This is a genomic window from Micrococcus sp. CH7, from assembly GCF_001595485.1.
Classification (GTDB): Bacteria; Actinomycetota; Actinomycetes; order Actinomycetales; family Micrococcaceae; genus Micrococcus; species Micrococcus luteus.
In genome coordinates this window covers 69134-81806 of sequence record NZ_LOSQ01000021.1, presented here as the reverse complement: position 1 = coordinate 81806, position 12673 = coordinate 69134, and the positions used below count along the sequence as shown (strand labels likewise).

Below are 12673 nucleotides of genomic sequence, written 5' to 3'. Positions count from 1 at the left end.
GCCGGTCAGAAGCCGGCCAGCGCCCGGACGATCGCGTCGTTGCGCAGCCGCCCCTCGAGCGTCGGGATGATGCGCCCGTCGACGGCGGCGCGCCCGTCCAGCAGGCCCGCGGCGATGAGTTCGGCGATCGCCCCGCGGATCCGCGCGGCCTCCCCCGGCGTCTCCGAGACGAGCTCCGCGGTCGGGAGCCCGCCCACCGTGCGCACCGCGAGCATGATGCGCTCGAGGCGCCGCGCGTCGGCGTCGGGCCGCTCGCGGCCGACGGCGGGGGTGACCCCCGTGGCCAGCCGCTGCGCGTAGGCGGCGGGGTGCTTGGCGTTCCAGAACCGGACGCCGGCGAGGTGCGAGTGCGCGCCCGGGCCGATCCCCCACCAGTCCTGGTCCTCCCAGTACGCCACGTTGTGCCGCGCGCGGTGGACCCCGGACCCCCGCGGATCCCGCGCCCAGTTGGACACCTCGTACCAGCGGTAGCCGGCGGCGCTGAGCAGCTCCTCGGCGAGCAGGTACTTGTCCGCCTGGTCGTCGGGGTCCACGTCCGCCACCTCGCCGCGGGCCACCTGGGCCCCGAGCTTGGTGCCCTCCTCCACGATCAGCGAGTACGCGCTCACGTGGTCCGGGGCCAGGACGACTGCGGCCTCGAGCGTGGCCCGCCAGTCGGCGAGGGACTCCCCCGCGGTCCCGTAGATCAGGTCCAGGGACACCTCCAGGCCGGCCTCGCGGGCCGCGGCGACGGCGGCGGGGACGGACTCGGGCCGATGGGTGCGCTCGAGCGTGGCGAGCACGTGCGGCATCGCGGACTGCATGCCCAGGGAGAGGCGGGTGAAGCCGCCGGCCGCGAGCTGGCGGGCGTACTCCGGGGTGATCGTGTCCGGGTTGGCCTCGGTGGTCACCTCCGCGCCGGGCGCGATCCCGAACCGGTCCACCGCCGCCTGGAGGATGCGCACGAGGTCCGCGGCCGGCAGGAGCGTGGGCGTGCCGCCGCCGAAGAACACCGTGTGCAGCGGGCGGGCGGGCACGTCCGAGGACGCGAGCACGTCCGCGGCGAAGTCCAGCTCCGCGACCGCCGACTCCCAGTAGTCGCCGCGACCCGCGCCGGGGCCAAAGTCGACGGCCGTGTACGTGTTGAAGTCGCAGTAGCCGCAGCGCACCGTGCAGAACGGCACGTGGACGTACAGGCTGAAGGTGCGCGCCGCGCCGTCGCGGGCGGCCGCGCGCACCCGCTGCCCGACGTCGGCCGGCAGCCGGCCGTCGTCGGGGACGGGCTCGCCGAGGGGCAGGGCGGGCACTTACTTCTTCGCGGCCTGGTCGGCGCCGGCGCCGTCCGAGGATAGGGCGGCGATGAAGGCCTCCTGCGGGACCTCGACCCGGCCGACCATCTTCATGCGCTTCTTGCCCTCCTTCTGCTTCTCGAGCAGCTTGCGCTTGCGGGAGATGTCTCCGCCGTAGCACTTGGAGAGCACGTCCTTGCGGATCGCGCGGATGTTCTCGCGGGCGATGATGCGCGAGCCGATGGCGGCCTGGATCGGCACCTCGTACTGCTGGCGCGGGATCAGCTCCTTGAGCTTGCCCGTCATCATCACGCCGTACGCGTAGGCGTTGTCCCTGTGGGTGATGGAGGAGAACGCGTCCACCTGTTCGCCCTGGAGCAGGATGTCCACCTTGACGAGGTCGGCGACCTGGTCGCCGTCGGCCTTCCAGTCCAGCGAGGCGTACCCCTTGGTGCGGGACTTGAGCTGGTCGAAGAAGTCGAACACGATCTCGGCCAGGGGGATCCAGTAGCGGATCTCCACGCGTTCCTCGGAGAGGTAGTCCATGCCCTTGAGGTTGCCGCGCTTGGCCTGGCACAGCTCCATGACGGCGCCGATGAACTCCGCCGGCACGATGATCGTGGCCGAGGCCATGGGCTCGCGCACCTCGAGGATCTTGCCCTCGGGGAACTCGGAGGGGTTGGTCACGGTGACGACCTCACGGTCCTCCCGGGTGACCTCGTAGACCACGTTGGGCGCGGTGGAGATGAGATCGAGGTCGAACTCGCGCTCGAGGCGCTCGCGCACGATCTCCAGATGCAGCAGACCGAGGAAGCCGACGCGGAAGCCGAAGCCCAGCGCGACCGAGGTCTCCGGCTCGTAGACGAGCGCGGCGTCGTTGAGCTTGAGCTTGTCCAGGGCGTCACGCAGCACGGGATAGTCCGAGCCGTCGATGGGATACAGGCCCGAGAACACCATGGGCTTGGGGTCCTCGTAGCCACCCAGGGACTGCTCCGCCGGGTGGGCGTGGTTGGTGACCGTGTCGCCCACCTTGGACTGACGCACGTCCTTCACGCCGGTGATGAGGTAGCCCACCTCGCCCGCGGCCAGACCGTTCGTGGGCACGGGCTCCGGGGAGGAGACGCCGATCTCGAGGAGCTCGTAGGTGGTGCCCGTGGACATCATGCGGACCTTCTCCCGCGGGGAGAGCCGGCCGTCCACGACGCGCACGTACGTGACGACGCCCCGGTAGGTGTCGTACACGGAGTCGAAGATCATCGCGCGGGCCGGGGCGTCCGCGTCCCCCTCCGGGCCGGGGATGGCGCGGACCACGCGGTCCAGCAGGTCCTCGACGCCGACGCCCGTCTTGCCGGAGACGCGCAGCACGTCCTCGGGCTCGCAGCCGATCAGGGAGGCCAGCTCGGCCGCGTAGCGGTCCGGATCCGCGGCGGGCAGGTCGATCTTGTTGAGCACGGGGATGATCTCCAGCTCGTGCTCCATGGCGAGGTAGAGGTTCGCCAGGGTCTGGGCCTCGATGCCCTGGGCGGCGTCCACCAGCAGGATCGCGCCCTCGCATGCGGCCAGCGAGCGGGAGACCTCATAGGTGAAGTCCACGTGCCCGGGGGTGTCGATCATGTTCAGGGCGTAGTCCACCCCGTCCACGGACCAGGGCATGCGCACGGCCTGGGACTTGATGGTGATGCCGCGCTCACGCTCGATGTCCATGCGGTCCAGGTACTGGGCCTTCATGTCGCGAGGCTGCACGACGCCGGTGGCCTGCAGCATGCGGTCCGCCAGCGTGGACTTGCCGTGGTCGATGTGGGCGATGATGCAGAAGTTGCGGATCACCGAGGGGTCGGTGGCAGCGGGCACCGGGGGGTTCGACGCCAGGGGCGACACGGGCACTTCCTCTACGGGTGACGGGGACGGGACTCTGACCGCCTAGTCTCTCATGTCCCGCCGCCGACCCGACCCGGACGCCGGGCCCGCGCGTCCACTAGATTCACGCCCATGGCCTTCGACCTGCATCGCGCCCTGTCCCTCGGCCGCCGGACGGCACGCCTGATCGGCGCCCTCCGCGACGACGCCCGGCCGCGTCGAGCCGCCTCTGAGGCCGGTCGACGGGCCGGCGAACGGAGCGGCCCGTCGCCCTTCCCGGGCCCGCCCGGGCCTCCCGGGCCCGCGTGGGACCCCACGGAGCCCACCGACTCGTGGCCGATGCCCGGGCCCGGGCAGGAGCGCCTGCCCCGGCGACAGGACACCGACCGCCACGTGTCCCTGCCGGACTTCACCGGGACCGTCCGCGTCGAATACGCGCCCGCGCCCGGGCCGACGGCCGGGCCGGGCGAGGTCGTGTGGACCTGGGTGCCGTACGAGGAGATGGACGGCCGGGGCAAGGACCGCCCCGTGCTCCTGATCGGCCGGGACGGGGCGCTCCTGCTCGGGCTCATGCTGACCAGCCGGGACCGGAACAACGCGCTGACCCGCGACGAGGACTACGTGGACGTGGGCGCAGGCGCCTGGGACCGGTCCGGCCGCGCCTCGGAGGTGAAGCTGGACCGGGTGGTCCGCGTGGATCCGGCCGCGGTGCGCCGGGAGGGCGGCGTCCTGGACCGGGCGGCCTTCGACCGGGTCACGGCCGCGCTGGCCCGCGCCCGGAGGCGGGTGCGCTGAGTCGGCCGCGCGGATCGCGGGGTCTGGGTGGTAGGATCGTCCGCATTGTGTCCGCCGGTCGACGGGCACCCCCGGAACGGGTCATCATCGGTGTTCCCCACGCCGCTCAGTCCACGGATCCGGGCACCCTCCACGACCCCCTGTTCATGCGGCGCCCGGACCCTCGTCCGCGCCGCCGACGACGAAGGACCCGATTTGGCTAACATCAAGTCCCAGAAGAAGCGCATCCTCACCAACGAGAAGGCGCGCCAGCGCAACGTCGCGGTGAAGTCCGAGCTGAAGACCGCCATCCGCGCCGTGGACAAGGCCGTCGCCGCCGGCGAGGCCGAGGCCGCCGCCGCCGCCCTGCGCACCGCCTCCCGCAAGCTGGACAAGGCCGCCTCGAAGGGCGTCATCCACAAGAACCAGGCCGCGAACCGCAAGTCCGGCATCGCCGCCCGCGTGAAGGCCCTCCTCGGCTAATCCACGCCCCCGGCTGTGACCGCGGCCCCCGCCCCGAGCGATCGGTGCGGGGGCCGTTTCGTGTCCGGGCTGCCCCCGTGGGGTGCCGTCCGGCGGCGCCGTCAGCGGCTGACGGCGGTGGCCACGCGGATGACCGCGCGCTCGACGGCGAACTCCGGGTTGCGGGAGGCGCCCTTGGCCTCGGCGTCGGCCTGGGCGATCCACTCCACGGCCTGCGCGATGCCGGCCGCCGTCCAGTGCCGCGCCGCCTGCTGGATGTAGCGCACCTGGAACGGGGCCACCCCGAGCAGGGACGGCAGCTCGGCGGCGGGCCGGCGGGCGTCGATCATCCGCGCCACCTGCCGCGCCTTGAGCGCGAGCGCCGCGGTGATCATCACCGGGTGGACGCCGGTGGCCATCGCGTGCCGCACGAGGGACACGGCCCTCGCCGCCTGCCCCTCGAGCGCCGCATCGGCCACCGCGAAGCTCGTGGCCTCCACGCGGCCGCTGTAGTAGGTGTCCACGGTCTCGACGGTGACGACGCCCTCGGTGTCGTCGACGAGCTGGGCGCACGCGGCCGCGAGCTCCGTGAGCGAGGCGCCGGTGGCGCGGATGAGCGCGCGGGCCGCCTCCTCGTCGATGCGCCGACGCCGGTCGCGGAACTCGGCCTGCACGAAGGCCAGCCGCTCCTCGTCCTTCTTCAGCGGCACGCACTCGACCACCGTGCCGGCCTGGGCGACGGCGTCCAGCAGCTTCTTGCCGCGGTTGCCGCCGGTGTGGCGCAGCACGAGCGTGACGTCGTCCGCGCCGGGGCCCTGCTGGACGAGGCGCAGGGCGTCCTCGAGGAACGCGTCGTTCATGGCCTCGAGGCCCTCGACCGTGATGAGGGTGGGCTCGGCGAAGAGGGACGGGCTGGCCGCGGTGGCCAGCTGGCCGGGCTGGTACTCCCCCGCGCGGAGCCGGTGGATCTCCAGCTGGCCGTGGCGCTCGCGCAGAGCCTGGGTCACGCGGTCCGTCACCCAGCGGGCGGCATGGTCCTCGGGTCCCTTGAGGAGCATGAGCGGGGCGGGCTCGGCTCGCCGCCAGGCCAGCGGGTCGGTGCGGCCGGCTCGGCCGGAACGGGGGCTGCGGGCGGCGGACATGCGTCCCATCCTAGGGTCCGGTGCGGACGCTCGAGGGCGGGCGGACGGTGTGAGCCGTGATCTCGGGCGCGCCGTCGGGGTCGGGGCCGTCCGCGGCCGTGAGGGCCAGCGTGCCGTGCAGGTCGGTGCGGGCCACCGGCCCGAGGCGGCCGAGCGCGTCCACCGTGGCCCGGTGGGGGTGTCCGTACGGGTTGTCGGCGCCCACGGAGACCATGTGCAGGCGGGCGCCGACCGCGCGCGGCACGGCCGTCCCACCGTTGCGGGCCCCGTGGTGGGCGACCTTGAGCACGTCCACGCGCGGCGGAGCGGCGGCATCGGACCGGTGCCCCGCGACCCATGCCGCGGAGGCGTCCTCCTCCATGTCGCCGGTGATCAGCGTCGTGACCGGACCGGCCTCGCTCTCGACGGTGACCAGCACCTGGGCGGAGGCGTCGTTCTCCTCGGGGGCCCGCGCGTCGGCGAGCAGCACGTGCCACCGCACCGGCCCGGCCGTGCCCGTCGCGCCGGTGCGGAGCCGTGCCGCGTCGGCGGGCCGGTCGACGCCGTCCGCCTCGCCGCCGCGCCCTCCCCTGCCCTGCGCCGGCGCGTCCCGGGTCGCGTAGTGCACCGCCCCGCGGGAGGCGCGGTCGACCACGCCGGGCAGTCCCCCGGTGTGGTCGGCGTGCAGGTGGGTGAGCAGCACGGCGTCCACCCGGTCGACGTCGAGGTCGTCGAGGCAGCGACGAGCGAGCCCAGGCTCGGGCCCGACATCGACGACGACCCCCGCGCGCGGGCCGGACCGGAACACGGCCATGTCTCCCTGGCCGACGTCGCAGAACGCCACCGCCCAGTCCGGCGGGGCCGCGCCCGAGGCCCGCGGCACGAGGACCGCCCCGACCGCACCCGTGGTGGCCGCGGCCAGCGCGGCGGCGAGCACGACCAGGGCGGGGAGGCGCTCGCGGGTCCGCGGCGCGCTGCGGCCGACACGCCGCACCGGGGCGGCCCGGCGTCGTTCGAGCAGGAGCACGGCGGCGAATCCGAGGAGCGTCGCGGCCACCAGCAGGACGCCCAGCCCGGCGCCGAGGGCTCCGGCCGGCCACGGACGCAGCGCCCCGGGCAGGGAGGCGCTGGTGTGGGCGACCCACCCGATCCAGGCCGCGGGCCACTGGATCACGGCGACGAGGGCGGCGGCGATCCCCGGCGCGGGCAGGGCGAGGGCCGCGGCGAGGGTGCCCAGGACGGTCACGGGCGGCACGGCCGGGGCGGCCAGCAGATTGGCCGGCACCGCGTAGGCCGACACCTCACCGGTCATGGCCAGGATGATCGGCTGGCAGGCCAGGTGGGCGGCCACGGTCACCGCGAGCGACGCCGAGAGCCACCGCGCCACGACGTCGGGCAGCACCCGGCCGAGCCCGGCGTGCAGCGCACGGTCGAGGGGCGCGCCGCCCAGGACGATGCCCGCGGTCGCCGCCAGGGAGAGGTGGAAGGCCGGTTCCACGGCGAGGGCCGGCACCGCGACGAGCAGGGCCGTGCCGCCCACCGTCAGGAGTCCGAACGCCTGCCGCGCGCGGCCGAAGAACACCGCGAGGGCGCCGAGAGCGCCCATCACGGCCGCCCGGAGGACCGACGGCTCCGGCCCCACGACGACCACGAACACCCCGAGGACCGCCAGCCCGGCGCTGAGGACCACCGCCCGGTGCACCCGCGCGCTGCGCAGGGTGATCGCGACCGCGCCGAGGATCATGGCCACGTTGGCCCCGGACACGGCAGACAGGTGCGACAGGCCCGAGGCCTTCATGGCGTCGTCGAGGGCGGCCCCCTGGGCGGAGCGGTCGCCCAGCACCAGCCCCGGGATGAGCTCCGGCGCCGTGCCGACCGTGCCCTCCGCGGACTGACGGAACGCGGCGCGCAGCGCCTCCCGCCGCGGCGGGCCCGGGCCGCCGTCGGTGGCCCCGCCTGCCGGCTCCGCCCCGCCGGGGCAGGGTCCCGGCTGCGGGGCGGCCGCGGCGGCCAGGAACACGGTGGAGCCGGACCTCGACGGCCGGGCCACCACGCACACCCGCGATCCCGGCCCGCCGCCGGGGGCCGCCGTCCCGTCCAACGGCGCGGCGATCGTCGCGGGCGGTGCGCCCCCGCCCGTGAGTCGGGCCGTCACGGCCGCCTCGGGGGCCCGCGGCGGATGACCGAACGTCTCGACCCGCACGGGCACGCTCCAGCGTGGGCCGAAGGTCGCCTCGCTCCGGGTGGCGGGCCCGTCCAGGGTCAGCTCGAGCCGCAGCGGTGAGCCGGCGTGCACCGCGCCGGTCCAGCCGCTGGCGCTGGCCGCGGCGGCGGGCCCGGCCGAGTGCTGCAGCATCAGGGCCGCGGCCACGCCGGCCAGCGTCGTCGCGGTGGCCACGCCCCGTATCCGACCGGTCGAGCGGGCGGCGCCCAGGACAGTGGTCGCGGCGACGGCCAGCCCGGTGAGGGCCGCCGCCGAGCGGGCCGGGGCGTCCCAGGCGACGCCGAGGATCCCGAGGGTCAGGCAGACGAGCAGGGCGGGCACCCACCGGGCCTCGAGCGGGCCGGGCACCTCGCGGTGGCGGGCGCGGCGGTCCACGGGATCGCTGGGCGGGCCCGGGGCCGGGCTCACCACGAGACGTGGTCACGCAGCCGGTCGAGCGTGGCCGGGCCGATGCCGGGCACCGCGTCCAGGTCCTGCAGGCCGGTGAACGGGCCGACCGTCTCGCGGTGGGCGATGATCTTCTCCGCCGTGGCGGGGCCGACGCCGGGCAGGGTCTGCAGCTCCGTGGCGTCGGCGGTGTTCAGGTCCACGGTGTCGCCGGACTCGGCGCCGCCCGGCTCGCCTCCGCCACCGGCCCTGCCCGTGGTCGGCGTGGGCTGCGCCTGCGCGGCCCCGGCCACCCGGTCCAGGGCGTCCTGCGGTGTGCGGGCGGAGGGGACGAGGACCTGTTGGCCGTCGTCCAACGGGGCCGCGAGGTTGATGCGCTCCGCCCGGGCGTGCCGGGTCGGGCCGCCGGCGGCGCCCACGGCGTCGGCCACCCGGGAGCCCGGCGCGAGGCTGACCACTCCCGGCCGGGCGACCTCGCCCACCACGTGCACCCGCAGCGGGCCGGACCCGGCGGGGCCGGACGCCTCCCCCGACGGCCCCGCCTCGGACGTCCGCGCGTCGGTGCCCGCCGCCGACGGGGCGGTGGAGGGCGCGTCGGTCTGCGGGATGCCTGCACCGGCCGCGGCCGCCGGGATGGCCGCGGGCGGCGCCGGGGTGGTCAGCCAGGCCACCGCCCACCAGGCCGTGGCGGCGACGAGCAGCACGGTGACGGCCAGCAGGGCCGGCCGCCACCGCAGCACCGGGCCCCGAGGTGGGGTGCGCTCCCACCGGGACGCGGCGTGCGGGCCGGCTGTGTCGACGTCGGGGGCGGCCGCGGGCGCGGGGTCCGGGGCGAAGGCGGGCGGATCGTCGCAGAGGCGGTGGCTGGGGCTCATGCGGGCAGTCTGCGGCCCCGTCGCCGAGTCGGGCGCGTCCCGCACCCGACCTGGGGATGACCTCCGCGGTCCAGGGTGGTGTGCAGGAACGGACGCGCCCGTCTCCTCGGCGCTCCCGCACGGGCGGCCTCAGTCCCCCGAGCCCCCCGTGGGCGATTCCAGCGGGCAGATCACCACACCCAGGGCGCCCAGGCCCAGGTGCGCGGCGAGCACGGCGGGCAGCTCGACGACGGGCACGGGGGTGGTGGAGACCGGCTGGAGCCGCTCCGCGAGCTGCACGGCCGTCTCGGGGTCGCCGTACTCGTGCACGGCGATCCGCACCGGGTCCTCGCCGGCCCGCTCGGTCGCGAGCTCCACGAGCCGGTCGACGGCCCGGGCCGCGGACCGCGGGCGGTCGACCAGGCCGATCGCGCCGTCGTCGACGGCCATGACGGGGCGCACCTGCAGCAGCGTGCCCAGCAGCGAGGCCAGCCCGCTGATCCGCCCGCCCCGGCGCAGCTGCTCGAGGCTGGGCACCGTGAACAGCACGTGGCTGGAGTCCACGGTGGCCTCGAGCCGCTCGCGGATGCGGGCCACGGGCATGCCCACCCCCGCGTCCACGGCGGCGTCCACCACGGCCATGCCCAGCGCGAAGCCCACGGTGCGCGAGTCCACCACGGTCACCGGGCGCTCGGCCTCCGCGGCGGCCAGGCGCGCGGCCTCCACGGTGCCGGAGAGCTCGCCGGACAGGTGGACGGAGAGGATGCGTGCGTAGCCGGCGCGGGCCAGCTCGGCGTAGGCCGTCCGGAACGCGCCCGGCGAGGGCCGTGAGGTGCGCACCGGGGTGCCGGCGGCCAGGGCCAGCGGCAGCTCCAGCGCGAGCTCGTCCGTGCCCTCCGTGTGGATCTGCTCGCCCACCATGACGGGCAGCGCCACCTGGCGGATCCCCGCGGCCAGACCGTGTCCGAGGACGGCGCCGGGCAGGGCCGCGGCCGAGTCCGTGACGACGGCCGTGCGGTCCCGGCGGGGCGGGCGCAGCCCGTAGCGTGCCCGCCCGGCCAGCTGGGAGCGGCGGGAGCGCAGGCGGACGAGCGCATCGTCGCGCCACTGCTCGATGCTCGCCACGGCCTGCCTCCTCTCCCCCGGCCCGGTCGGGGACGGTCTCACGCGGTCAGCGGATCACCAGGTTCACGAGCTTGGGCTCGCGCACGATCACCTTGACGATCTCGGCGTCCCCGATGAAGTTCCGCACCTTCTGCGACGCGCGGGCGCGCGCCTCGAGATCCTCGGCGGTGATGTCCGCGGGCACCTCGAGGGTGTCGCGGACCTTGCCCTTGACCTGGACGACCGCCGTGACGGTGTCCTCGACCAGCAGCGCCTCGTCCACCGCGGGCCAGCCGGCGCGGACCACGGAGGGCTCGTGGCCGAGCAGCACCCACATGTCCTCGGCCGTGTACGGCGCCACGAGCGAGAGCAGCACGGCCACGGCCTCGGCGGCCTCGCGGACGGCGGGGTCGGCCGCGCCGGCGCCGGCGTCGATCTCCTTGCGGGCCGCGTTGACCAGCTCCATCGTCTTGGCGACGACCACGTTGAACTTGCCGTCGTCCAGCAGCTGCTGGGCCTCGTGCACGGTCCGGTGGGTCACCCGGCGCAGGGTCACGGCCCCGCCCGCCGGGTCCGTGCCGGCCGGGGCGCCCGTCGCGCGGACGTCGCGGGCCAGGCGCCACGCGCGGGCCAGGAACTTGCCGGCGGCGCCCGGGGCGACGTCGGCCCAGTCCACGTCGTCCTCGGGCGGCGAGGCGAACACCATGGTCAGGCGCACGGCGTCGACGCCGAACTCGTCCAGCTGGTCGCCCAGGTCCACGCCGTTGCCCAGCGACTTGGACATGGCCTTGCCGCCGTTGAGCACCTGGCCCTGGTTGAGCAGGGCGCGGAACGGCTCGGTGAAGGGCACCAGGCCGAGGTCGTGCAGGGCCTTGGTGAAGAAGCGGGCGTACAGCAGGTGCAGGATCGCGTGCTCCACGCCGCCCACGTACTGGTCCACGGGCAGCCAGCGGCGCAGGGCGTCGGGGTCGAAAACGCGGGCGTCGTCGTTCGGGGACGCGTAGCGGAGCATGTACCAGGACGAGTCCACGAACGTGTCCATGGTGTCGGTGTCCCGTCGCGCGGGGCCGCCGCACTGCGGGCAGTCCACCTCGACCCACGACGTCGCCGCGGCCAGGGGCGACTGGCCCTTGGGGGCGAGCTGCTCGCCCTTGAGGTCGGTCGGCAGGGTGACCGGCAGCTGGTCCTCCGGCACGAGCACCTCGCCGCAGTCCGGGCAGTGGACCACGGGGATCGGGGTGCCCCAGAAGCGCTGACGGGAGAGCAGCCAGTCGCGCAGGCGGTACGTGGTGGTGCCCCGGCCGGTGCCGCGCTCCTGCACGATCTCGATGGCCCGCGCGATGGCGGCGGTCTTGTCCAGGCCGTCGAGCTCCCCGGAGTTCACCAGGATGCCCTCGCCGGTCGTCGCGACGCCGGAGACCGCCGGGTCCTCCTCGCCGGTGTCCAGCACGGTGCGCACGGGCAGGCCCATGGCGCGGGCGAAGTCGAGGTCGCGCTGGTCGTGGGCCGGCACGGCCATGATGGCGCCCGTGCCGTAGTCGGCCAGCACGTAGTCCGAGGCCCAGATCGGCAGACGCTCACCGGTCAGCGGGTTCACCGCGTGGCGGCCCAGGAACACGCCGCTCTTGGGACGGTCCGTGGCCTGGCGGTCGATGTCCGAGACCTTCTTCAGGTCCTCGCGGTACGCCTCGAGTTCGGCCCGCACGTCGTCGCCGGCGAGCTCGGCGGCCAGCGGGGCGTCGGCGGCGACCACCATGAAGGTCGCGCCGTGCAGCGTGTCCGGCCGGGTGGTGAAGACCGTGACGACGGGGCCGTCCTCGACCTGGAAGTCGACGTGGGCGCCCTCGGAGCGGCCGATCCAGTTGCGCTGCATGGCGAGCACGCGCTCGGGCCAGTGGACGGTGAGCTGGTCCATGTCGTCCAGCAGCGCGTCCGCGTACTCGGTGATGCGGAAGTACCACTGGTTCAGGGTCCGCTTGGTGACCTCGGTGCCGCAGCGCTCGCAGCGGCCGTCCACGACCTGCTCGTTGGCGAGCACCGTCTGGTCCTGGGGGCACCAGTTGACCGGGGAGTCCTTCCGGTACGCCAGGCCCCTGCGGTACAGCTGCTGGAACAGCCACTGGGTCCACCGGTAGTACTCGGGGTCCGAGGTGTGCAGCTCACGGGACCAGTCCACGGCGATGCCGTACCGCTGGAAGGAGCGCTTCTGCGTCTCGATGTTCGCGTAGGTCCACTCGGCCGGGTGGGCGTCGCGCTTGATGGCGGCGTTCTCGGCCGGCAGGCCGAAGGAGTCCCAGCCGATGGGATGCAGCACGTCGAAGCCGCGCTGCATCCAGTGGCGCGCGACGACGTCGCCCATCGCGAACGCCTCGGCGTGCCCCATGTGCAGGTCGCCCGACGGGTACGGGAACATGTCGACCACGGTGCGGGTCTCGGAGCCGTCCTCGCGCGGGGCGAACGTCCCGGCCTGCTCCCAGTACCCGGCCCAGCGGGCCTCCACGTCACGGAACGAGTACTCCGCGTCGGCGGGGATGCTGGGGGTGGCCGGCACGGCGCTGTCGGGGGTCTGGCTCACGGCGGTTCGAGTCCTCACGCAGTCGGGATGGGGCGCCGGCCCTCGGG

9 protein-coding genes are annotated in these 12673 nt (G+C 75.2%); 2 read left to right on the top strand and 7 right to left on the bottom strand.

Annotated features, from left to right (window positions below):
- Positions 1-5: 5 nt before the first annotated feature.
- Together hemW and lepA are read right to left on the bottom strand one after the other, a co-directional pair.
- Positions 6-1286, bottom strand: a complete 1281-nt coding sequence (hemW, locus tag AUV08_RS06075) for a radical SAM family heme chaperone HemW (protein ID WP_036317191.1) — start codon at positions 1284-1286, stop codon at positions 6-8.
- Entirely contained in the window at positions 1287-3146 is a 1860-nt protein-coding gene (gene lepA, locus AUV08_RS06070) for a translation elongation factor 4 (protein WP_036317188.1), read from the bottom strand.
- 111 nt (positions 3147-3257) lie between these two features.
- On the opposite strand from lepA, the gene AUV08_RS06065 reads away from it, so the two are divergent.
- Both AUV08_RS06065 and rpsT read left to right on the top strand, forming a co-directional pair.
- Complete coding sequence (locus tag AUV08_RS06065; protein ID WP_061867301.1) at positions 3258-3920, top strand: type II toxin-antitoxin system PemK/MazF family toxin; 663 nt, start codon at positions 3258-3260, stop codon at positions 3918-3920.
- 195 nt (positions 3921-4115) lie between these two features.
- Positions 4116-4382, top strand: a complete 267-nt coding sequence (gene rpsT, locus AUV08_RS06060) for a 30S ribosomal protein S20 (protein WP_002854699.1) — start codon at positions 4116-4118, stop codon at positions 4380-4382.
- Positions 4383-4483: 101 nt separating this feature from the next.
- Here rpsT and holA read toward each other — a convergent pair whose 3' ends face one another.
- The 5 genes from holA to leuS all read right to left on the bottom strand — a co-directional run bounded on the left by holA (position 4484) and on the right by leuS (position 12626).
- Positions 4484-5503 carry a DNA polymerase III subunit delta gene (gene holA, locus AUV08_RS06055; protein ID WP_036317182.1) on the bottom strand — a complete coding sequence of 340 codons (1020 nt, stop codon included), beginning with the start codon at positions 5501-5503 and terminating at the stop codon, positions 4484-4486.
- A gap of 10 nt (positions 5504-5513) precedes the next feature.
- Positions 5514-8114, bottom strand: coding sequence for a ComEC/Rec2 family competence protein (locus AUV08_RS06050; RefSeq protein ID WP_223247540.1), 2601 nt, complete (start codon positions 8112-8114; stop codon positions 5514-5516).
- The gene (locus tag AUV08_RS06045) at positions 8111-8968 is read right to left on the bottom strand and encodes a ComEA family DNA-binding protein (protein WP_036313756.1); all 858 of its coding nucleotides are present in this window, start codon (positions 8966-8968) and stop codon (positions 8111-8113) included. The genes AUV08_RS06050 and AUV08_RS06045 overlap by 4 nt, the downstream gene beginning before the upstream one ends.
- 129 nt (positions 8969-9097) lie before the next feature.
- A complete protein-coding gene (locus AUV08_RS06040) occupies positions 9098-10072 on the bottom strand; it encodes a DegV family protein (RefSeq protein ID WP_036313753.1) in 975 nt (324 codons plus the stop codon).
- Between the two features lie 46 nt (positions 10073-10118).
- A complete protein-coding gene (gene leuS, locus AUV08_RS06035; protein WP_061867305.1) occupies positions 10119-12626 on the bottom strand; it encodes a leucine--tRNA ligase in 2508 nt (835 codons plus the stop codon).
- Positions 12627-12673 lie beyond the last annotated feature (47 nt).

Bases quoted from the DNA above. Each gene is read 5' to 3' on its own strand.
- AUV08_RS06065 (WP_061867301.1), top strand. From the start codon at position 3,258: ATGGCCTTCGACCTGCATCGCGCCCTGTCCCTCGGCCGCCGGACGGCA.
- holA (WP_036317182.1), bottom strand. From the start codon at position 5,503: ATGTCCGCCGCCCGCAGCCCCCGTTCCGGCCGAGCCGGCCGCACCGAC.
- AUV08_RS06045 (WP_036313756.1), bottom strand. From the start codon at position 8,968: ATGAGCCCCAGCCACCGCCTCTGCGACGATCCGCCCGCCTTCGCCCCG.